Annotated in this window: 20 protein-coding genes; 13 read left to right on the top strand and 7 right to left on the bottom strand. The window is 32.8% G+C overall.

Going from position 1 to position 23,538, the window contains the following annotated elements:
• Positions 1-17: 17 nt before the first annotated feature.
• Positions 18-1,544 (top strand): exopolyphosphatase, encoded by a 1,527-nt coding sequence (ppx, locus tag FGL66_RS06330; protein ID WP_180809034.1) that lies wholly within the window; start codon positions 18-20, stop codon positions 1,542-1,544.
• A 258-nt stretch (positions 1,545-1,802) separates the two neighbouring features.
• The gene (locus FGL66_RS06325; protein ID WP_180810489.1) at positions 1,803-3,968 is read left to right on the top strand and encodes an RNA degradosome polyphosphate kinase; all 2,166 of its coding nucleotides are present in this window, start codon (positions 1,803-1,805) and stop codon (positions 3,966-3,968) included.
• A gap of 50 nt (positions 3,969-4,018) precedes the next feature.
• Here FGL66_RS06325 and FGL66_RS06320 read toward each other — a convergent pair whose 3' ends face one another.
• Positions 4,019-4,846, bottom strand: a complete 828-nt coding sequence (locus FGL66_RS06320) for an RluA family pseudouridine synthase (protein ID WP_180809033.1) — start codon at positions 4,844-4,846, stop codon at positions 4,019-4,021.
• A 122-nt stretch (positions 4,847-4,968) separates the two neighbouring features.
• On the opposite strand from FGL66_RS06320, the gene FGL66_RS06315 reads away from it, so the two are divergent.
• Positions 4,969-6,078, top strand: a complete 1,110-nt coding sequence (locus FGL66_RS06315; RefSeq protein ID WP_180809032.1) for a GAF domain-containing sensor histidine kinase — start codon at positions 4,969-4,971, stop codon at positions 6,076-6,078.
• 18 nt (positions 6,079-6,096) lie between these two features.
• The gene (locus FGL66_RS06310) at positions 6,097-6,723 is read left to right on the top strand and encodes a LuxR C-terminal-related transcriptional regulator (RefSeq protein ID WP_180809031.1); all 627 of its coding nucleotides are present in this window, start codon (positions 6,097-6,099) and stop codon (positions 6,721-6,723) included.
• 118 nt (positions 6,724-6,841) lie between these two features.
• Here the strand turns inward: FGL66_RS06310 and FGL66_RS06305 are convergent, their stop codons facing one another.
• On the bottom strand, positions 6,842-7,714 hold the full coding sequence (locus FGL66_RS06305) for a cation diffusion facilitator family transporter (protein ID WP_180809030.1): 873 nt from the start codon (positions 7,712-7,714) through the stop codon (positions 6,842-6,844).
• A 616-nt stretch (positions 7,715-8,330) separates the two neighbouring features.
• Between FGL66_RS06305 and FGL66_RS06300 the strand changes: the two genes are divergently transcribed.
• The 7 genes from FGL66_RS06300 (at position 8,331) to yhaM (ending at position 17,801) form a co-directional block, all read left to right on the top strand.
• Positions 8,331-9,617, top strand: a complete 1,287-nt coding sequence (locus FGL66_RS06300) for a dicarboxylate/amino acid:cation symporter (protein ID WP_180809029.1) — start codon at positions 8,331-8,333, stop codon at positions 9,615-9,617.
• A 383-nt stretch (positions 9,618-10,000) separates the two neighbouring features.
• Positions 10,001-10,465, top strand: a complete 465-nt coding sequence (xdrA, locus tag FGL66_RS06295; protein ID WP_180809028.1) for an XRE family transcriptional regulator XdrA — start codon at positions 10,001-10,003, stop codon at positions 10,463-10,465.
• A gap of 282 nt (positions 10,466-10,747) precedes the next feature.
• The gene (locus FGL66_RS06290; RefSeq protein WP_180809027.1) at positions 10,748-11,878 is read left to right on the top strand and encodes a DUF445 domain-containing protein; all 1,131 of its coding nucleotides are present in this window, start codon (positions 10,748-10,750) and stop codon (positions 11,876-11,878) included.
• Positions 11,879-11,964: 86 nt separating this feature from the next.
• Positions 11,965-12,309: a YlbF/YmcA family competence regulator gene (locus tag FGL66_RS06285; protein ID WP_180809026.1), complete on the top strand. Its 345-nt coding sequence runs from the start codon at positions 11,965-11,967 to the stop codon at positions 12,307-12,309.
• A 417-nt stretch (positions 12,310-12,726) separates the two neighbouring features.
• Positions 12,727-13,917 (top strand): metallophosphoesterase family protein, encoded by a 1,191-nt coding sequence (locus tag FGL66_RS06280; protein WP_180809025.1) that lies wholly within the window; start codon positions 12,727-12,729, stop codon positions 13,915-13,917.
• Positions 13,917-16,841: an ATP-binding protein gene (locus FGL66_RS06275; protein WP_180810488.1), complete on the top strand. Its 2,925-nt coding sequence runs from the start codon at positions 13,917-13,919 to the stop codon at positions 16,839-16,841. The genes FGL66_RS06280 and FGL66_RS06275 overlap by 1 nt, the downstream gene beginning before the upstream one ends.
• Before the next feature lie 18 nt (positions 16,842-16,859).
• Positions 16,860-17,801: a 3'-5' exoribonuclease YhaM gene (gene yhaM / locus FGL66_RS06270; RefSeq protein WP_180809024.1), complete on the top strand. Its 942-nt coding sequence runs from the start codon at positions 16,860-16,862 to the stop codon at positions 17,799-17,801.
• Between the two features lie 140 nt (positions 17,802-17,941).
• On the opposite strand, the gene FGL66_RS06265 is transcribed toward yhaM, so the two are convergent.
• From FGL66_RS06265 to FGL66_RS06245, 5 genes are all read right to left on the bottom strand, one after another.
• On the bottom strand, positions 17,942-18,901 hold the full coding sequence (locus tag FGL66_RS06265) for a peptidylprolyl isomerase (protein ID WP_180809023.1): 960 nt from the start codon (positions 18,899-18,901) through the stop codon (positions 17,942-17,944).
• A 255-nt stretch (positions 18,902-19,156) separates the two neighbouring features.
• Positions 19,157-19,783, bottom strand: coding sequence for a DUF3267 domain-containing protein (locus FGL66_RS06260; protein WP_180809022.1), 627 nt, complete (start codon positions 19,781-19,783; stop codon positions 19,157-19,159).
• 48 nt (positions 19,784-19,831) lie between these two features.
• Entirely contained in the window at positions 19,832-20,362 is a 531-nt protein-coding gene (locus tag FGL66_RS06255; RefSeq protein ID WP_180809021.1) for an HTH-type transcriptional regulator Hpr, read from the bottom strand.
• Between the two features lie 127 nt (positions 20,363-20,489).
• Complete coding sequence (locus FGL66_RS06250; protein ID WP_180809020.1) at positions 20,490-20,846, bottom strand: YtxH domain-containing protein; 357 nt, start codon at positions 20,844-20,846, stop codon at positions 20,490-20,492.
• An 81-nt stretch (positions 20,847-20,927) separates the two neighbouring features.
• Positions 20,928-21,353: an HIT family protein gene (locus FGL66_RS06245; protein ID WP_180809019.1), complete on the bottom strand. Its 426-nt coding sequence runs from the start codon at positions 21,351-21,353 to the stop codon at positions 20,928-20,930.
• Positions 21,354-21,490: 137 nt separating this feature from the next.
• Between FGL66_RS06245 and ecsA the strand changes: the two genes are divergently transcribed.
• Positions 21,491-22,228 carry an ABC transporter ATP-binding protein EcsA gene (gene ecsA, locus FGL66_RS06240; protein ID WP_180809018.1) on the top strand — a complete coding sequence of 246 codons (738 nt, stop codon included), beginning with the start codon at positions 21,491-21,493 and terminating at the stop codon, positions 22,226-22,228.
• Complete coding sequence (gene ecsB, locus FGL66_RS06235; RefSeq protein WP_180809017.1) at positions 22,225-23,439, top strand: ABC transporter permease EcsB; 1,215 nt, start codon at positions 22,225-22,227, stop codon at positions 23,437-23,439. Before ecsA ends, ecsB begins: the two co-directional genes overlap by 4 nt.
• Positions 23,440-23,538: the final 99 nt, after the last annotated feature.

Here is a 23,538-nt window from a genome sequence, read left to right as displayed (position 1 = left end):
GGAGGCAGCATATAGGAATGGAGCGTAATGGTTTAATAGACATTGGTTCAAACACGATTCGTCTAGTTATTTTTCAATTTGATCATGAAACAGGGTTGAATGAAATACAAAATATTAAAACACCAGCACGTTTGAGTCAGTATTTAGATGATAATAAAAAGATGAGCGATGAAGGGATAGACGTATTAGTTACAGCATTACACAGTTTTAAAAAAGTAGCGGAATCTTTTCAAGTTGAGCATTTATATCCGATTGCTACTGCTGCAATTCGTCAGTCTAGCAATCGTGATATGATTATGACACGCGTAAGACAAGAGGTAGGGATTGATATTGAATTGATTCCTGAAGAAGATGAGGCGTTTTATGGATCATATGCTGTAACACATACAACCAATATTAAAGATGGTATTACAGTTGATATTGGTGGTGGTTCAACTGAGTTAACCTATTTTAAAAATAAAAAGATTAAAGAAGCAATTAGTTTTCCATTTGGTGTTGTAACATTAACGCGTATGTTTTTTGATGGTAAAGCACACAATGATAAAGATGCATTAAAAAAAATGGAAAAATTTTTAAAGCGAGAGTTTAGTCAGATTGAGTGGTTAGCCAATAAGAAAGTGATGCTTATTGGAATTGGAGGCTCTGCACGTAACTGTGCACGTATTCATCAAGCATTACATCATTATCCTATCGCAGGTGTACATGGCTACACAATGACATCAGAAAATGTAGCAGAAGTGTATGAAACTTTGAAAAAGAATTCGCGAGAAGCACTTATCAATCTTGACGGTTTGAGTCGTGATCGTGTCGATATCATTATGCCAGCTGTTACAGTGTTTAATGTCCTATATGATATGATTGGCGCAAAAGCTTTTGCATTTTCGCGTAAAGGAATTCGTGAAGGATTTATTATGAATCAGATTGCTAAGTTACATCATGGAGAGTTCAAAAAAGAAAATGTTCAGGTGGACGCGCTTAAACATTTGGCAAATGAGTATAAAATTGAATCAACTGGTGCCATGCAACGTCAGAAGTTAGCACGTTCGTTATTTGAACAATTGACAGCGTTAGGGAAGTTAAATATTGATGATGTACTAAAAGAACATTTTTTACAAGCAGCATATCTTTATTATTTAGGTAAGTTTATTGATTCAGATGCAAGCTCTCAACATACTTACTATATCATTGCAAATTCAAGTATTAATGGTTTGTCACATAAAGAACGTGTTCGTTTAGCATTATTAACGAGCTTTAAAAATAAAACGATGCTTAAAGTATATAGTGATGAGACAAAGTGGTTTTCGGAAAGCGAACTGAGTGACATTCAAGCTTTAGGCGGTATCGTTAAGTTTGTAAATGCTTTAAATATTTCCAACACGAATCCTATTCATACCATTAAACTTCAAGAAAACAAGCAGGATTACACCTTGGAGATATATTATGAAGGTGATCCTATCGCTGAAATATATCAATCTAATCGTCAGAAAAAGCATATGGAAAAAGTGTTGAAAGACAAACTTAATATTCAATTTATAAATGCGTAGTTTCGTATAGTAATACTGAGTTGGAAAATATGTATGATAAGCGCATAAGATGAGATGTATCGTTCTATCACTATTGGATAAAAAGTCAAAGAAGCATTGATAGGAGATGAGAAGTGGTAATCACTATATTATCTCCTATCGATAATGATTATTACGTGTTCATCCAATAATGGAATAGTAATCATTATCTTCTAAATGACTGTTTCGCATACTTAGGTAGTTGATTCTTGTAGTCAAGCGCTTAGAATAAGGTGGATGATGAATGTGACAAATGATAAGTTGAAAATAGATCTTAATAATTCAAATTTTTATAATAATAGAGAGGTAAGTTGGTTAGATTTTAACTACCGTGTGTTACAGGAAGCGTGTGATAACAATAATCCATTATTAGAGCGGCTTAATTTTATTGCAATAGGAAGTTCTAACTTAGATGAATTTTTTATGGTACGTGTTGCTGGATTAAAAGACCAAGTCAAAATGGGATATGACAAGCCAGAAAATAAATCTCAACTAACGCCATCTGAACAGCTTGAAGCAATAGAAAGAAAAAACCGACAAAATGTCTCATTCCAATATCACCGATTCAATGAACTCATTGAAGAACTCAAAGCATATGATGTATTTTTAGTGAAGCCAGATGCTTTGAATGAAACATTAATAGAGCGACTAGAAACCATCTTTTTAGATGAAATTTTACCGACACTAACACCACTAGGCATTGATGCATATCGTCCATTTCCAAAGTTAAATAATAAAACATTAAATATTTTTGTAGATATTGATACAGGAAATGAGATTAATTCAGCGATTGTACAGATCCCAACATTGTTAGATCGTTTCACTACCATTAATGAAGGAAACAAACAATATATCATTTTAATTGAAGATATTATTACGTATTTTATGGGGTATTTATTTAGAGGGTATGAGATTGTTAGCACATACACATTTAGAATTACGCGCAATGCAGATTTGACGATTCATGAAGATGGTGCAGAAGATTTATTAATTGAGATAGAGCGTTTTTTGAAAGAGCGTAAAAGTGGTGCAGCAGTCCGTTTAGAAATTGATAATCGTGGTCAGCATAATATGAATATGGACTGGCTCATTGAGACACTAGAGTTAGGTCATGAAGACGTATATTATACAGATGGTCCACTTGATTTAACGATGGTATTTGAGCTTGTAGGACATCTCTCTAATAAACTGAGAGATTTGAAATATTCGCGTTATACACCTCAAATGCCACAGTCATTAGGAGACAATAATGTATATGATTTAGCATTAAAACGAGATATATTTTTTCATCATCCTTATGAATCTTTTGATCCAATTGTTGATTTTATTACAGAAGCGGCAGAAGATCCAAATACAATGGCAATCAAACAAACATTATATCGTGTAAGTAGCGACTCTCCTATTATAGAAGCACTTAAAAATGCTGCTGAAAACGGCAAGCAAGTTACAGTTCTTGTTGAACTCAAGGCACGATTTGATGAAGAGAATAATGTACATTGGGCACGTATGCTTGAAGAGGCAGGGTGTCATGTGATGTATGGAATGACACATCTAAAGACGCATAGCAAGATTACGTTAGTTGTTAAACGTATGAATGGTCAACTTGTACCGTTTGTTCATCTAGGAACGGGGAACTATAACGATAAGACTGCTAAATTGTATACAGATATGGGAATCATTACGACAAATAAACAAATTGCACAAGATGCGATGAGTTTCTTTAACTATTTGAGTGGCTATTCTATTAAGCCAGATTATCAAGAATTGATTGTGGCACCGTATGAAATTCGTGATTTATTTATTGAGCGGATCGACGAAGAAATTGAAAGTCATAAAAAATATGGCAATGGTAAGATGATGATGAAAATGAATTCATTAACTGATAAAGCATTGATTAAAAAGCTGTTTGAAGCATCACAAGCAGGCGTTAAAATACAGTTAATCATTCGAGGTATTTGTTGTTTGAAACCGGGAATTCCTGGAGTGAGTGAAAATATTGAAGTTATCAGTATTGTAGGACGTTTATTAGAACATTCGCGTATTTATTATTTCTATAACAATGGGGATGAACGTATTTATTTATCATCTGCTGATATGATGACACGTAATATGATTAAGCGTGTAGAGATTTTATTCCCTATTTTAAATAAGCAGATTGCACAGCGTTTAGTCGATTATATGAATTTACAACTTTCAGACAACCAAAAAGCACGCTATCAAGATCGTTATGGTGTTTATCATTATGTTGAAAATAATTTAGAACCATTAAACGCTCAAGAGTATTTAATGAATGAAGCGATGACGTATGGAATTCAATTAAAAAAAGAAAATATGGTAGAAACAGGACAACCTGTTCGCCCATCTTCTAGTTGGATGAGTCGATTTCGTAAAAAATTGAAAAGGTAAATCAAAAAGTTCACTAATGATGTTACAATCATAGTGAACTTTTTGATTTATTACACAACATCATCCAATGAGACAGAAATTTCTTGTTGTGTAAAAGGATGAATAAATGTAATACGATAACTTTCAAGTTTAAGCTGTCGTAATGTCGAATCACTGTATAAGGGATCACCCAATACGGGATGACCAATGGCTGCTAAGTGTACACGAATTTGATGTGTTCGTCCTGTATCTAACTTTACATATAATTGACAAACACCCTCTTTAATCATTTCAGATTCTATAATGTGTGTTATAGCTCTTTGTCCTGTTGGAGAAACACGGCGTTTGTTGGGATGAAATTTATCTTTACCAATAGGCATATCAATCGTCTGCGGTTTGATAGGTAATAGACTTTTAACTTGTGCACGGTAAATACGATGGATTTGATTATCTTCTAACATGCGATCAAGTATCTTTTTTACGAGAGGATTTTTAGCAACGATAAGTAATCCTACTGTTTCTTGATCTAAGCGGTGGATAGGCTCAACATAAGGGCAATTCAGTGTATAAATAATATGATTCATTAAGGTATTACTTTCTTTTAAATCATTTGGATGTGTTTTTACGCCTTTAGGTTTCAAAACAATTGCTAAATCATCATCTTCATAAACAATATTAGCATAGCGATAACTTGGTAAATATTGGCTTTTAGCTTCTGATGAAGGTAGCACAAGTTGATCCCCAGTATGTATTGTTGTATTAAAATGTGCAGATTCTCCATTAACAGTGATTGTTTTAGACATATTTAATTGGTGCATTTCTTTTTTTGGTAATTTTAACGATTGAAACATTGTTCGAATCGTCATGTTGTCAAATGATTGAGGAACGATAATTTTCATAATGACCTCCTTAATGCCTCTATCATAACATAAAATCAAGTATCCGTGACTGATCGAGATGTTTTTCACGTTAGAGGTGAAGATGTATAATACAAGATGATAGAGACATAGGAGATGAGTAAATGGAAAAACCGACACGATTGGCATTACTCAAAGAAATCGCTGAATTTTTGAATGAGGAGACGGAGCTTCAGTCTATGTTAGATGGTGCATTAGATTATTTAATAGAAGGGAGCGACTTTTCAACAGGGTGGGTTTTCTTTATAGATGAAGATGGAGCACATACATTATCGGCACATCGCGCTTTACCTAAAGCATTAACGAATCATCATTGTAAGTATATGGTTGAAGGAACGTGTTGGTGTGTTCAATCTTATCACAATAAAAAATTAACAAAGGCTTCTAATATCATAAGTTGTTCACGTATTAATCTTGCAAGCCATGAGTTCGCTGAAGAGACGGAAGATATTACGCATCATGCTACCGTTCCATTGCGCTCAGGATCAGAACAATTTGGTTTGTTAAACGTTGCGACGCCACATACAACACATTATAGTGATGAAGACTTAGAATTGCTGGAATCTGTAGCGTTACAAATTGGTTCAGCGATTAAGCGTATCGATTTAACAGATCAAGAAAAAGAAGCCGCACGTATTAATGAACGTAATCGTTTAGCACGTGACTTGCATGATTCAGTCAACCAAATGTTATTTTCTTTAAAATTAACAGCGCATGCAGCAGGGCAAATGGCACAAGATGATGTATCAAAGCGAGCATTTTCTCAAATAGAGATGACAAGCCAAAATGCAGTGAATGAAATGCGTGCATTGATTTGGCAATTAAAACCAGTAGGCTTAGAGAAAGGATTAATACATGCATTAAAACAATATGCGACACTAATTGATATTGAAATTGATGTTTCCGTTTTTGGGTTAATTGATCTTGAAAATAAAATTGAAACGAATATCTATCGCATTATTCAAGAGGCCATGAATAATACGAAAAAGCATGCAGGTACGAATAAAGTGTTTGTTGAGCTCGCACAAGACAATGAAAAATTTGAAATGACGATTAGTGACAAGGGACCGGGATTTAATATTGATTATATTGATGAACGTACCCATCATGGCATTGCAAATATCAAACAGCGTGTAAAAATGTTAAAAGGTCAGATCGTATTACAAACAGATAAAGGTACGGTACTGCATATTGAAGTTCCATATAAACATTAGAATAGAAAGGAGAAATCGATGACTAAAATCGCTTTAGTAGATGATCATTATATTGTAAGACAAGGGTTAGAGTTTTTGCTTTCAACACGGGAGTCTATTGAGGTTGTAGGAAGTTTTAATAGTGGTTACGCTTTGCTAGAGTCATTAGAGACGAAAGATGTGCAACCAGAGTTGATATTAGTAGACCTTGTTATGCCTGAGATGAATGGTATTACATTGATTCGGCGATTAAAGGCAACATACCCTTATATAAAAATTCTTGTATTAACCAGTTATGTTGATGAAGAACATGTTTTGTCAGCGATGAATGAGGGGGCAGATGGTTATGAGATGAAAGATGTTGAACCTGAAGCCCTCATCTACTCAATTCAACGTGTGATAGCAGGAGAACGGGTGATCCATCAAGAAGCACAACAAGTTATGGAGACGGTTAATAATAAGCCTCATATGCTCAACAAACTATCCAAACGTGAAACGGAAGTATTGAAAGAAATGGCGAAGGGGAAGACGAATAAAGAAATAGCAGAGGCATTATTTGTATCAGAAAAAACCATTAAAACACATGTCAGCCATATATTCGCAAAGCTAGAAGTAACGGATCGCACACAAGCTGCACTTTATGCAATGACGAATCATCTTATTTAAAAATAGAGAATAGGAAACTTTTGTAGTTCTACCATAGTAAAGGTGACGAGAAGTGAAAATACGTTTTGATGAACTTTTTTACTTCTCGTCACCTTTACTATATAGGATTGTTGGAAAATCAACGGGAGAGATAAGGTTCGATATGGACAATGGTTTCAACCTCTCCAAGTTGATGTTGTAAGACGGTTTCCACACAGTCTGAAATCTCATGACTTTCAACAACAGTTAAATAAGGATAAACAGCAATAGTAACATCAATAAATGAAATCATACCATGACTACGGGCTTTAATATCTCTAATTTCTTGAATACCTTTAATAGGAGAGATTAATTGATAAATAAGGTTAAGTTCTTCTTCATCATAGCCATCTGTTAGTGTAATAGCTGTTTCTTTAAAAATATCGATACTTGTTTTCATAATGAGTAAACCAATGACAATTGCTGCGAGTGTATCTAACATAGGTACACCTAAGTATACGCCTACAATACCAATGACAGTCCCTAAAGAGACAAGAGCATCTGACAAATTATCATAACTAGCAGCTTTAAGTGCGCTACTTTTGACTTTTTGAGAGAGTTGACGATTATAAATAAAAACGGCTAACATGACTACACTTGAAATGAGCCCAACAATAACAGCAGACTCACTAGGTTGTTGAAATTCCCCTTGATAAAAATGTTGTACGCCAGTAATAATAACTTGTATACTCACTGCAAACATAATAAAAGAAGCAATAAGTGCCGCGATGAATTCCGAACGATAATGACCGTAAGGATGGTTTTTATCAACAGGTTTCATCGAGATATGAAGTGCAATAAGAATGGCAATCGAACTGATGACATCTGTTGCATTATTTATACCATCAGCCATTAAACCTCTACTTTCTGCAATCCAACCATAAAAGACTTTAAGTAAAGTAAGAAAAGTATATGTAATAATACTAAGCCAAGCCCCTTTTTTAGCCTGTGTAATTTTATAATCTAATTGCATATATATGCACTCCAATTTAAGAATTTAAAGCATGACACGATTTTATTATTCAATAAATTAAGGATTTTAATAGAACTTACTGACTATATGTATATTGAAACTAAAACATAATTATACCAGAATATTAAGAGTTATTGAGTATTCCATTATAATTTTTAAAGAAATAATAACTTGACTTAAAATTCAATGTTCATGGAACAAAGTATTCGTCAAATAAATAAGAACTTCTATTAAAATTTTTGATATACGTCATTATTGTTAAAAGTGCAATCTCCTTGTATTAAATATTGGATTATGATGATTTTTAACATAGTTAAGTCAAATAAAACAAGTAATATGTCAAAAAAATACGTGGAATTAAAAGGTATCATGAATATATATTGAGTAATTATTTAGACTTGATATGTCAGAATATCAAAGATAAATATACGTATTTCAATTTTCCTAATTTTCTGACTATAATTTAAGTAGTGTCCTACATATGGCTAATCATTAACAAGAAAAAGATAACAAATAGTGATTGAGTTATTCATTTTGGGATGAGGCAAAATAATCAAACTTTTACGTATGAAAAGCGGTTTATTTTGTATTCAACGTGTAAAAAGGGGATGAAAAAATGAAATTTAAAGGGTTAACAGTTAAAATAATTATTGCATTGGTGCTGGGTATTGCGATAGGGTCTATTTTTAACTTTTATGAAGGGTCAAAATTTGTAACATTTACAGATCAGTATATCTTTAATGTGATAGGTCAGATCTTTCTTAATTTAATCTTTATGCTTGTTGTGCCTGTTGTATTTGTATCAATTGTTTTAGGTGTTATAGGCGTTGGGGATCCCAAGCTGCTCGGTGGTATAGGACTAAAAACATTGTTTTTCTTTTTGACGACAACAGCATTAGCGATTACATTGGCGATGTGTTTGGCCTTATTAGTTAAACCTGGAGAAGGCCATTCTGATTTATTGAAGAGTGAGGAGGTCACAACTTATCAAAAAGAAATAGATAGTCAGAAGAAAGAAGAAGCATCACCCGTTAATCAAACATTTGATCAGACACTTATCAATTTCTTTCCTAAAAATGCAGTTCAAGCAATGACAGAAGGTAATATGTTGCAAATTATTACTTTTGCGATTTTTATAGGTATTGGTATTATGATGGTTGGTGAAAAGGCAAGAGTTGTACACAAGTTTTTTGATCAGTTTAATGAAGTACTGATGTATATTATTTCGATGATTATGAATGTTTTTGCACCAATAGGAACATTTGGACTTGTAGCACACGCATTTACTGGTGCAGGATTTGGCGCAATGCGACAACTAGGTCTGTATTTTATTGTTGTACTTGTTGCATTATTGATTCACTTCTTTATAGTATATGGGGGTGCTGTTAAGTTTTTAGCAGGGCGTAGTCCAATTGAATTTTTCAAAGGATTTTTTCCAGCGATTACAGTTGGTTTTGGTGGTTCCAGCTCTAATGCAGCATTACCCGTATCTATGGAATGCACAAAGCGAATGGGTGTCAGACCTGAAATAGCATCTTTTGTACAGCCACTAGGTGCAACAATTAATATGGATGGTACAGCCATTATGCAAGGGGTTGCAACGATATTTATTGCACAGCTAATGGGTGCTGAATTGACAGTTTTACAATTGATTACTGTTGTTGTTATTGCTGTTATCGCATCGGTAGGAACAGCAGGTGTACCGGGTGTTGGCCTAATCATGTTAGCAATGGTATTAACAGCTGTTGACTTGAATCCGGCGGCAATTGGCATTATTTTAGGAATTGATAGATTACTTGATATGTCACGTACAGCAGTTAATATTACAGGTGATGCAGCATGTGCGTTAATATTGTCTGAGCGTGAAGGTAGAAAGTTAAAAGGTGAAATGCACGTAGAATAAAAATATATGAATAAAAGCAATTGAGAACGTTGTGATGCAACGATTTTCATTGCTTTTTTAGGTTCTTCACTTTTTGTGGCGGTATGGCACATAACGTACTCAAAAAATAAGACACTGCATATAAGATATGCTACAATAATCAATAGTGTATTAAAACTCTAAAAAAGGATAAAGACAATATAGAGTACTTGGAAGTGATACAAATTGTATGTTTCGATTTTTCATACTATTTCGCCTATTAAAGTTTTATAAAATAAACGAAAATGACTCTTTTCAATTATAGAATTATGTATTAATATGTAATTTGTGTTTCAAGAAATGTGTAGATTTGCAATTTCTTGTGTGCGGATAAAAATATCATTTAAGAAAGGTCGTAAGAATAAATGGATAGACAAAGTTTTACAGATTTAATTCAAGCAAAATTCAAAATGGTCCGTATTGAAGCTGGTTATACTCAAGATACAATGGCACAAACAATTGGACTTTCAAAGAAAACATTAGTACAAATTGAAAAAGAGCGCGTATTACCTAACTGGACAACATGTGTTTCGATTTGCGCACTTTTTAGAGATTCTGAAGTATTGAACAGTACGTTCGGTTGTGATCCATTGGAGATCGTACAAACTGTATCTCGTAATCAAGCAGCATATCCAAAATATTCAACAATTACAGATATTTATTGGGAAACTATTGATTCTAAAGGTGACTATATTTTACAATCTAATAAAGTTAGTGAGTTGTATCGTATATTAGATGGCAATAAACAACCGATTTTTGCAACACCTAAGCTAAGAGAAGCAGAAACTTATTTTCAACGTAATATAAAAGAAGACCTTGTTCGTGCATAAGTGATAGAATGGTACATAAATAAATTGAGCTACAATAAAAATAGGATCACTGTAAATGATTTATAGTGGAATGATGAATAACTAAGGTGAGACATTCAAATCTTGTTGCTTTTACAAGGTTTTTGTCTCATCTTTTTATTTTTATTCGATATTGTACAATAAAGCGTGACACATTTTATGGCATATCAGTGGGGTTCCAGAATATATAAACAAAATTTTGGTTAAAGGCTAGAAATTGTGGAATAATATTTTGAAGACTAAAATGTTGAGAGGCGGATTTTTATGCAAGCAATTTGGGTCATTCTATTTATGATGATTATTGGAGCAATTATTGGTGGAGTAACGAATATGATTGCAGTTAAAATGTTATTCCATCCATTCAAAGCATATTATATTTTCGGACGGCGTATCCCCTTTACACCCGGATTAATACCGAAAAGACGAGGAGAAATAGCTGTTAAAATTGGACAAGTCGTTGAAGATCATTTATTAACAGAGTCTTTAATACGTGAAAAGCTGAATGCACCTGAAATGAGACAAACAATACGACAAACTGTTGCTCAACAAGTAGAACAATTAAAACGCGATGATATGACGTTACAAACTTTAGCGGACTATCTAAATATAGATGTCGCATCGCGAGGTAATGTTTGGGTGTCTACTTTTGTGGATAAACAACTGCAACAGAAATATGATAGACATCAGCAACAAACTTTAAATGAAGTAGTGCCACATGAAGTTATACGTGTTTTGGATAAGAAAGTAGCAGAGCTAGATGATATTTTATTAATGAAAGCGCGTGATTATCTAAATTCTGATAAAGGTTATAGAGATATTTGTGAAATGTTAGAGACTTTTTTTGCAGAAAAAGGAAAAATATTGTCCATGCTTCAAATGTTTATGACGAATGAAGCAATTGCTGAGCGAATTCAAAAGGAACTCATTCGTTTAACGAAGCATCCTAAAGCACAATATATTTTAGCAACACAAATTAAAAGAGAATATGAACAGATGAAGATGATGCGACTAGAAACGCTCATTTCAGCAGAACAATTTGAGCATTTGAAAGAACGTGTAACAAATTATGCTGTTTTACAATTAGACCTTTCAAAGCGAGTACATCAGCCACTTAGTCATCTTGCACCTCGTCTGTTTAAGCAGTTAGATGATAGGGGTATTGATAAAATAACATCTCTCATTTTGACAACGCTTGCCAGTCGATTGTCTTCTATTATGCGTCGAGTAAATATTCGAGGTTTAATTGAGGAGCAAATTAATCGTTTTGAATTAGATTATATCGAACGCCTTATTTTTGAAATTGCGAATAAAGAATTAAAATTAATTATGCTACTTGGCTTTATTTTAGGAGGATTAATCGGATTTTTCCAAGGTCTTATTGCAATCTTTGTATAATGTGTTAAATTATGGTATCGTAAGCAAGGAAAGAAGTTGAGTGGACATGCTCATCTTCAACATTTGATTATTAAGGAGCGATAATAATGGCAGTAAATTTATATGATTACGCAAACAAATTAGAGCAAGCATTACGTGAAAGTGATGAGTACAATGCAATTAAAGAGGCTTATGCTAAAGTCAACGAAAATGCAGACTCAAAAAAATTATTTGATGAATTTCGTGAAACACAATTAAATTTCCAACAAAAACAAATGCAAGGTGAACAAGTAACAGAAGAAGAAATTAAAAAAGCTCAAGAGCAAGCTCAAGAAATTGAAAAAGACAGCAATATTTCTGAATTAATGGATGCTGAGCAAAAAATGAGCCAAGTCTTCCAAGAAATCAACCAAATCATTGTAAAACCTTTAGATGAAATTTATCAAGACTAATCATATAGGCACTGGTTTTTAATGTGTGATCATGCTCCCTTCAAGGTATTGTAACTAGCGATACTACGAAGGGAGCATTTTTTAGAGTGTCGTTATTCAATTGCCACTTATAGATATTTACGTACTGGATTAGGACGATTTTTACTCTGTCTCAGTCCTGTTTTAACATCATTTTTATAAAAAATAACAAAGCAACGTCATATAGAGATGAATTATGCTAGAATAAGAAGAATCATTATATATTAGAAGTGTAGAGATTTTACGAGTCTATATAATATGTTGTATAAATCAGTGACAATCATTGATAAAATTTAAAATGAATACCTACAAACTTTTTGATAATGGATGATGTTTTTATCAATGGGTCAAAATTTTAGTTTGTTTTTGAATTAACAATTGTAAAAGGAGACGATGTGGATGGTTAAATTTTTACATTGTGCAGACTTACATTTAGATAGTCCGTTTGTATCCAAGCAACATTTAAGCCCCAATATTTTACGTGATGTTGAAAATAGTGCGTATGAAAGTTTTAAAAAAATTGTAGACGTTGCATTACGCGAAACGGTAGATTTTATGATTATTAGCGGTGACTTATTTGATCAGCGTAATCGTACATTAAAAGCTGAAGTGTTTTTAAAAGAAGAATTTAAACGTTTAGAAAAAGAACAAATTTTTGTATATATTATTCATGGTAACCATGATCCACTATCAGAACGTATTACATCAGATTGGCCACAAAATGTAACTGTATTTTCAAAGGATGTTGAAACATATCAAGCGATTACTAAAACAGGTGATACTGTACATTTACATGGTTTTAGTTACGAAGCATCAGCAAGTTATGAAAATAAAATAGATGATTATCCGACTAATGTAGACCGTAATATTGTTCATATTGGAATATTGCATGGTACGTATAGTAAATCTCAAACTGCTCATCGTTACACAGAGTTTCGATTAGAAGATTTAAATACAAAGCTTTATCATTATTGGGCTTTAGGTCATATACATAAGCGTCAACAGTTGAGTGATTTACCAGAAATACATTATCCCGGTAATATTCAAGGGCGTCATTTTAAAGAACAAGGTGAAAAAGGATGTTTAATTGTTGAGGGAGATCATGTGGCACTTAAGACACGTTTTGTCCCGACACAATTTATTCGCTTTGAAACAGCAGTGTTAGAAACAGAGGACATTGGTCAACAACAATTGTATGATTTAATTCAAAACTTCAAAAAAAGTGTACGTGGTTTAGGACGTGCTTTTTATCGTTTACAGCTGAATGTTTTAGGTGATGAACGTATTGATTCACAAGTACTTGAGCAAGTGAAAGCCATGATTTTAGACTATGAGGAAAATGAGCAATACTTTATTTTAATCGATACACTCGATATCTATTATCCAAATATTGAAGAAACATCTATTTTTAATGAATTTGATTCAGAATTGCTTGAAGATGACACGTTGTATGAACAGGCACTAAGTGACTTATATATGAATCCTAAAGCATCTAAATATCTTGATCATTACTTACAACATGATCGTAAAGCACTTATTGAACGTGCAGAGTCAATGATTAAGGCTGAGTTAAAAAGAGGTGATAAATGATGAAAATAAAGGCTGTTGAAATTTATGGTTATGGACAGTTTGTAGAACGTAAAGTCACTTTTAATACACATATCACACAAATTTTTGGTGAAAATGAAGCGGGAAAGTCTACGCTACAAGCATTTATTCATTCTATTTTATTTGGTTTTCCAACAAAGAAAGAGAGTGAACCCCGATTAGAACCGCGTATGGGTAATCAATATGGTGGTCGTATCACTTTGGTTTTAGATGATAACACAGAAGTAGAGGTTGAACGTGTCAAAGGGCGTGCACAAGGTGATGTAAAGGTATATATGCCTAATGGTGCAATTAAAGACGAAGCATGGTTACAGCAGCATTTAAATTATATCAATAAGCGTACATACCAAGATATTTTTTCATTCAACGTGCTAGGGTTGCAAGATATTCATAAGCATATGTCTGAAACGCAATTACAAAACTTTTTAATGCAAGCAGGTGCACTTGGTTCAACAGAGTTTATCGGTATGCGTGATTTAATCCATAAAAAGAAGCAAACGTTGTATAAAAAATCAGGTCATCAACCAGAAATTAATCAACGTATCTCAACATTAAAAGAATTGGAGCTAGAAGTTCGAGAAAATGCGGCACAACTTGAAACTTACAATCGCTTAGTCGAAACGAGAGAAAAGACTGCAAACCGTTTGGCGACAGTGAAAGGTAATCTAGACTATTTAACACAGTTTTTTGAAGAAAAACAAAAAGAAGTGGCGATACATGAACAGGTCCAAGAATGGAAAGCATTAGAGGCGGATCTGAATATTGAACCCCTCACTTTTCCAGAACAAGGAATTGACCGATATGAAATAGCTAAGCAACAATTGAATCAACTGGAACGCGATAGAGGACTGCGCGATGAGAAGCGTAAACAATTGCAATATGAAAATGATAAGCTTTTTGTTCCGGAACCACAAATCATGCAAGCGATGAATAACATTGCCAAACAAGAAGAATATATTAAGCAACAAGAGCGTGAGTTAAAGCAAGTTTCTCGAGATATTGAAAATAATCAACAAGAAATAGAAGGTCTCAAATCCAATATTGGTTGGGATACGGTTCACCTTGATATAGATACTTCAGAGGTTCAAAAAACCTTTACAAGTGATGCTTTAAAGAAAAAGCGTGAATATGCCCAGAGTATGGAACGATATCAAGCAATGCAGGATGAATATAGCATTGAACGTCAGTCTTATGAAGATGAGTTGAAAGACCTTAAATCTAAACTTGTAACAGATGACACATTCGAAAAGAAAAAAATATATGAAAAACGTATGCTAGAATTGAATGAAAAACGTCAATTATTTGAAAAAATGAAGTCATCCTTTGAAGCGGAAAAACAAGAAAAAGTAAAACGTCAAAATATTTTACGTGTATCTATGGGGTGTATCGCATTAATTACTGTTGCTTTAGCTATTTATGCCTTTTTAATACCAGACCTTATCTTTGGTAGTGTATTTGCTGTATTGACATTGATATGTCTAATAGGTATGTTTTCAATTAAAGACAAAGAATTAGGCTATAATGAAAGATTCGCAGAAGAAATTACACAATTAGAAAATGAAGTAGAAAACTTGGAACAGACATATGATTTGAATTTTGAATTGTCGGATCAATATCAACTTAGAGATAAAATTGTACAACGTGAGCAAAATCTTGCAATATCTGAGAAAAAATATACACATATTCAAAAACAACTAGAAACGTCACAAAATAATTATGAACAAGTGAATAATCAAATAGTAGATATTCGTAAAAGCTTATATCTTTCCGATAAAATGTCAGATGATTTATTGTTAGATGCTATTCAAACGATACAACAAATTAAAACATATCATGATGAACAGAAGAAGTTGAGAACACAACAAGAACAATTAAATGCACAAATAGCAACTTTTTATAATAATGCAGAGCAATCTGTAGGTGTACATTTTTCAGTATTTAATCGCGTATCACTCTTCCACGATGTACGTGAGTGGATAAAGCATGCACAAACAGATACTATGAGATACGAACAAAATCGAGAACAGTTCGAGTTAATCAGTAATGAAATCAAACAATTAGAGCAGCGTATATCCGAAAAACAAAGTACAATTCAAAAGCTATTTAATACGATTGGAGCGATAGATGAAGAAAGTTATTACAAGCATCACGATCGTTACCAAAGTTATCAACAAGCACTTTCACGTTTTAATGATTTAACACACTTTTTAGAAAATCAAGATTATGGTTACGAGAAAAGCTCTCAATTGAGTGAAAAAACAGCAATACAGTTAGAAGGAGAATACGATAAGCTTGAAGAGCAAATAGATGATTACAATGATCGTTATCTTACTTTACAGAGTGAAGTGAGTGATTTAACTGCACAAATCAACCATATGGAAACGGATGATACGTTAAGACATTTAAAACATCAATATCAACTTAAACGTAACCAACTCAACAGTCTAGCAGAAGATTGGGCGGCGCTGAGTTATTTAGAGACACTTGTTGATGCACATATTAAGCAGATTAAAGATAAAAGATTACCACAAGTTGTTCATGAAGCGACAGATATTTATGCAACACTAACAGAGGGTCAATATGTGAAAGTCACTTATGAGAATGAAGAAGTAATGGTACGCCATAAAGATGGTCAAATGTATCATCCGGTTGAATTGAGTCAATCAACAAAAGAGCTACTTTATTTTGCTTTGCGTATTAGCTTGATCAAAGTATTAAAGCCTTATTATTCATTGCCAATTATTATTGATGATGCATTTGTACATTTTGATGAGGTACGTAAAAAACGTATGATGTCTTTCTTACGTACATTGCCAAATACTTATCAAGTGCTATACTTTACATGTAACCAAGACGGAACATTACCTGCTAAGCAAACTGTGACGTTAAGCAAACTCGAGAAATAGAAAGAAAGGCGTTGAACTATGAGACATGTAGAAACGTTAAAGCCAGGAGATAAAGTGAATCATTTTTTTCTGATCCATCAAGCAACACAAGGGGTCACTAATCAAGGTAAAGATTATATGACTTTGAAATTACAAGATCAGAGCGGTGAAATCGAAGCAAAATTTTGGACAGTCACTAAAGAAGATATTGAGGTGTTAAAGCCGGAATTAATTATTCATGTTAAAGGTGATGTTATTAATTATCGTAATAACCGTCAGCTGAAAATGACACAATACCGCGTTGCGACAGAGGCAGATGGTCTGCAAACACGTGATTTTATTGATAGTGCACCGATGACACCTGATGAAATTAAAACGGTCTTACGTGATTATATTTTTGAAATTGAAAATGCAAATTTACAACGTGTCACACGTCATTTATTGAACAAATATGAAGCGGACTTTCTCACATATCCTGCAGCAAGCTCAATGCATCATAACTTTGTAGGTGGATTGAGTTATCATGTTGTTACGATGCTTGAAGTAGCAAAAGCATTATGTCAAGTTTACCCAAGCATTAATCGGAGCTTATTATACAGTGGCATTATTTTACATGATATTGGCAAAGTTGTAGAATTATCAGGACCTATTGCTACGTCTTATACATTGGAAGGGAATTTATTAGGTCATATTTCTATTGCAAGTGATGAAATTGCTGAGGCTGCGAGACAATTGGATATTGAAGGAGAAGAGGTTTTATTATTACGTCATCTGATATTGGCACATCATGGAAAGCTTGAATATGGCTCACCGAAAGTACCACAAGTGAAAGAAGCTGAAATTTTACATTTTATTGATAATATAGATGCACGTATGAATATGTTTGATAAGGCTTTTAAAACAACAGAAAAAGGAACAATGACTGCTAAAATTAAAGGTTTAGAAAATAGACGCTTCTATAAACCAGAAAAATTAGATTAACTATAAAACTGGCAAAATCACAGTGTTAGTGATTTTGCCAGTTTTTTGTAGTGGGGGATACAAATATTGTGATTTAAAATATAACAACTCTTGGAATAGCCTAGTTATGACAAAAGTGGAATCACTGTTTTTTAGAAAGATTAAACCCCTAATCCTTGTTCGCTTTGTGATGCTTGTTTTTGAAGTGCTTCTGGATTAAGTATAGAGTCTTCAATTGCTTTTTTAATGTCTCGATCTTTATAGTCTACTTTATATTCGTCGAGTAATTCTTTGTAAGCATCTGTTAAAATTTTTGGATCTTTTTGTAGTTTATTTTGAATAACTTTGGATTTTAATTTTGACTTTTCTTTATTAAAGTTTGTAGATTGATCGGCACGAATAATATGATAGCCGTAATCTGTTTTGACAATATCTGAAATTTCACCTTCTTTTAATTTGAAGAGTGCTTTTTCGAAAGGTTCAACCATTTGACCTTTAACGACATATCCTAAACTGCCACCTTGTTTACTGTTTGAATCCATAGATTCTTTTTTCGCTATTTTATCGAAGTCTTTAGGGTTTTTATCAAGTTGCTTTTTAATAGATTCTATTTTCTTTTTTGCTTCTTTATCTGATAGACCCTCTTTATCGTCGTCATCTTCTTTAACTTTAATTAAAATATGAGAAGCTTTTTTAGTTTGTTTTTTTAGTTCTTTATCTGAAATTTTGACTTTTTCATTTAATAGTTGTTTTTGGTACTCTATTAATTTTCGTTGTTCTTTATATTCATCCATTGTAATGTTCTGTTGTTTCAATAGACTTTCAAATTGTTCTTTGCCACCATATTTTTCGATTTGACTATCAATTTCTTTATTGATTTTTTTATCGTCTACTTTATCACCATACTTATCCTCTAAAATATTGCCTAGTAAAATTTTAAAAGAACTGCTTGCAATTTGGCTATTTCCAATATCTTTCATAACATCTTCTACTTTAACATCACCAGCTTTAGAAGAAATAAGCGTTTCATCTTTAGATGATGGTGCATTGTTGCCACAAGCACTTAAAATAAGCGTTGTTGCAGTAACAGGAATGATTAACTTTTGTAAACCTTTCTTCATATCGTTTTCTCCTTTACATAAAAGTAACACAAATAATATACCATAATCACAGAAGTGAACCAACGAAAGAACTATTAACTACGACTAATGTATGAGCGGATGATAATGTTATATTGACGAAAAAGGGAATACAATTGTGATAAAAAATGGGAAATATAGCTAATTTTGGTTTGTTTTAATAGAGAGATTGAGGGTGTGAGCGGTTTTATATAAACAATGACTAGATTGAAATAGCAACACATTGCTTCTTTCAATCTAGTCATTATTGTCAGGGTAGGGGATTGATCTATGGTTTGTAAATTGAGATTGCCGATCTTCATTTTCTAATTCGACATCAGATATACTATTTTGTTTAAGTAGTACAAAGCCATTGATATGTTCTTCAACCAATTGACCTTGCTTTGAAAAAATAATCACTTTTAAATAGAGGAAATCCATAACAGAAAATCCAGCATTTAAGGCTAATAAAAACATAAAATAATGACCATAATGTGGAAATGTACAAGCAATACCTATACAAATTAATGTGATAATCATAAAAGGCATGACTAAGCAGATACAAAAATAATATTTGCGTACGGGTTTATCTAAAAAGACATTGTACAAAGGAATCCAACTTTTACGCATCAATTTATATGTTTTTAAATGACGATAATAAGGTAATAACATCATAACATGAATCAGCTTATGAATAGGATATAAACTGAACATTAAACAAATAAACATTAAAAACTTTTCGTCAGTAAAAGGAACATTTGAATAGTAATGGAAGAGCTCAAAACTAATAAAAAAAGTAATGACTACTGTCACAAAACTAATAAATGCGATACGCGGAATACCAAATCTAGAGTGAATATCGATTGATTTAGAACAATTTAACATTAAGATACTCCTTTTAAATGATTGATATACCGTATTATCTATGTCAATTTAATCAACGTCAAGTAAATTTTGTCGTAAATGATCATGACTTTTATTAATACCTTCTAAAAAACCTTTACCTTGAAGATGTGATACTAAATAATGTGCATCACTAAAGCTTGGAAGGTGAAACATTTCATCATAAAATTGTTGAGCAGCTTGATAAATACTATTGTCTGCCATATCATATTGTTCAAAAATATGCTCTACAAGTTCATGCCCTTCGTCAGTTAAGATGATGAAGGTATTACGTTTATCATGGGTATCTTTTTCTAATTTTAATAGACCTTGTGTTTCAAGACGTTTTGCAAAATTATAAGCAGTTGATACATGCATTACACCGTAGCGAGATATATCAGAAATCGTTACTTTTTTGAAGGCATAAATTGTCATAAGAATTAAATGTTCATTCATTGTAATGCCTGATTTTTTTAGCCAAGCTTGCCAGTCATTTTCTGCATTTTTCCAGATGACTTTTGAAAGCATAGCAGCTCTATGTGTGTATAACATACTCTCAATTTGTTGTTGTTTGTCGGTCATGGCAACTAGCTCCTTTCAACTATATAAAAGCATGATACAAAGTGTATCATGCTTACTTTAAGTATATCTGATTATTTTACTTTCCTCATTAAAAATATCAAATATTTTTAATTTGTGCATTAAAAAGTTACTTTTTTGTTGGAAAATTTGTAAGTTCTTCGCCACGGTTCTGTAAATTTTCTATATATTTTTGTAATCTTTGCACATTTGGGTTGATGTCAGCTTTAAATGTTCCAATAGAAGATTTGAGATCATGACTTATTGAGCGACTCAATTGAGCGCCTTCATTTTTAGCTGTTACAGCGTAATTCATAATGTTATTAATTTGTTGTTTAATTATATCTAATTCTTGTGTAATATCAGATGTATTTTCAGAAGATGTAGTGTGTACAGATGTGTCATTCGTATTACGATTTAATAAAGCTACACTTAAACCAGTAGCAAGTCCAGCTGCTAGACCTAATGAAATGCGAATAGCTTTCATAATTATAAATGCCTCCTAATTTTATCGTTATATGTCATGTATACCCTAGTTTGTTTAAGGTATGTGTGTATATTTCATTGTTCATTGAATATGTGAAGCGATTTGCTGAGCAATTTTAGCTTTTTGTGTATCATCAACTTCTTGTTCATGTGTAGTCCATTGATAGCCAAAACCATCAATATCGTCTTTATAACGTGGAATAAGATGAAAATGGATATGAAAAACAGACTGTGATGCATATTCTCCATTATTTTGAATAATATTTAGACCGTCTGGGTTGAAAGCATCTTTAATAGCATTAGCCACGATAGGCAATGCTTCACCGATATGTTGCATTGTCTCGGTATCAATTTCGAAAATATTTGGCGATGCTTTTTTAGGGATAAGTAATGTATGTCCTTTTGATACTTGGGAAATATCCAAAAATGCATAAACATAATCATTCTCATAAACTTTGTAACTTGGGATTTCTCCACTAATAATCTTCGAAAAAATAGTTTCACTCATAGTTTTAACCCCCTATTCATTATTTAGTTACATTATAGCATGTGGTTTATTCACGTGTAACTAAATAATGACTAGTGATTAAATGGCATAAAAGTATATTTATTTGGTACAATAATGTTTATGGAGGTGCAGCTAATATGACTGTACAAGTGAAAAATCTGACAGGTGGTTACGGTAGAAAACCTGTTATCCAAAACCTTAACTTTGAATTACATTCCGGTGAAATTGTAGGTTTGATTGGTTTAAATGGTGCTGGTAAGAGTACGACGATTAAGCATATGCTAGGTTTATTAACACCAACAGAAGGAGAAATGGTGATTTCTGGCATTAATATAAAAGAAGATATAGATACATATCGTAAGCATTTGTCATACATTCCAGAATCACCAGTCATATATGATACATTGACCTTAAAAGAACATATCGATATGACGGCGATGGCCTATGATATACCACAGGAGACCGCAATGTCACGAGCTATGCCTTTACTCAAAACTTTTCGTTTAGAAGAGCAGCTTGATGTTTTTCCGAGCCATTTTTCTAAGGGGATGAAACAGAAAGTAATGATTATTTGTGCTTTTATTGTTGACCCTGACTTATATATCATTGATGAGCCATTTTTAGGACTTGATCCTTTAGGTATACAAGCGATGTTAGATTTAATGGCAGCTAAAAAGGAAGAAGGGCGTACGGTATTAATGAGTACACATATTTTAGCTACGGCAGAGCGATACTGTGATCGATTTATTATTTTAGATCAAGGTGAGATTGTTGTAATGGGAAATCTCAAAGCACTGCGCCAACAAATGAATATGCCTGATGCTACGCTAGATGATATTTATATTCGTGTAACACAAGGAGCAGAGCGCTTATGATGACTGCGAAACAGCTCTTTATACAAAGGCATCGTACTCAAATAAAAGAAAAGCAGTATTATAATAAGTTTATATTTAATGGTCATTTTATAGTGTTTTTAACTATTTTGATAGGCGCTTTCATCCTTGGTTACGGTCAGTGGTTGCGTAATGTTCCTGAAGATATTAACTATGCATTATTAATTGCAATGACACTATCGATGAGTTCAATCTTCCCACTGAAAACACTTTTAGAAGATGCAGATGGTTTATTTTTATTGCCTTTTGAACGTCAAATGCACAATTATATCAAACAAAGTATTTGGGTCAGCTATTACTCACGATTACCGTTACAAGTGCTACTACTTGTAATTGCTTATCCTTTATGGCGTGCAGTTCATCCGAATGATATTGGTGTTTTTGTTATTGCTAGTATTATGGCACTACTCTTTCCTTTACTAGGGTTAATGCTAAGATGGCAATGGTTTTTATTTGGCCTAGAAAATTGGTCATTTCATATTGTGATGTTTATTTTAAGCTTATCGGGTTACTATGTGATGCTAAGCGCGCAAAGTAAGGCCAGTTTTGGGAGTATTATCGCATTGGCTTGCTTGTATGCATTGTTGAAAAAAATGACAGCACATCAAAGGTTTCCTTGGGATTTTCTTATTAAGCAAGCACATCAACATAAAGTAAATTATTATAAATTTGTAAATATGTTTACAGATGTCAAAGGTATTCAAGAAGGTGCAGTACGTAGAAGATACTTAGATATTTTGTTAACAACACCTCGAAAATTCAACGCTCAAAAAATGTATCCCTATTTATTTAAGCGCAACTTTTTACGAGGGAAAGATGCATTTCATTTAACATTGCGCTTGATTGTGATAGGTATACTTTTGATGCTATGGCTTAATCACCCCATTATTAGCCTATTAATCGGTTGTTTAACAATTTATATTACGATATTACAAATGTCTCAATTTTATACACAAGAGTCCTATGGCTTATGGCCTCAAGTATGGCCTGTTGCTGAATCTATGGTTATTGAAGGGTATCGTCAATTTTTATATACAACAGTGATGATTATAGCGACATTTTTAAGTGTAATTTATTTATTTATTGCTATTCATTATGGTTATTTGATTGTATTTTTCTTTATTGTTGGATTGCTAACAATTAAACATACAATAAAAAAACTAAAATATCGTGAAACGTTATTAAGAGATTAAAGGATAGATGACGTGTAACCATAATTGTAAAATTCGAATACACGATTAAGTCAAAAGTCCTTACAATAAGCAGTATTATTAGGTCTGCTTATTGTAAGG

It is taken from the genome of Staphylococcus sp. 17KM0847 (assembly GCF_013463155.1).
In the GTDB taxonomy this organism is placed as follows: Bacteria; Bacillota; Bacilli; order Staphylococcales; family Staphylococcaceae; genus Staphylococcus.
This window is presented reverse-complemented; position numbering and strand designations above follow the sequence as displayed.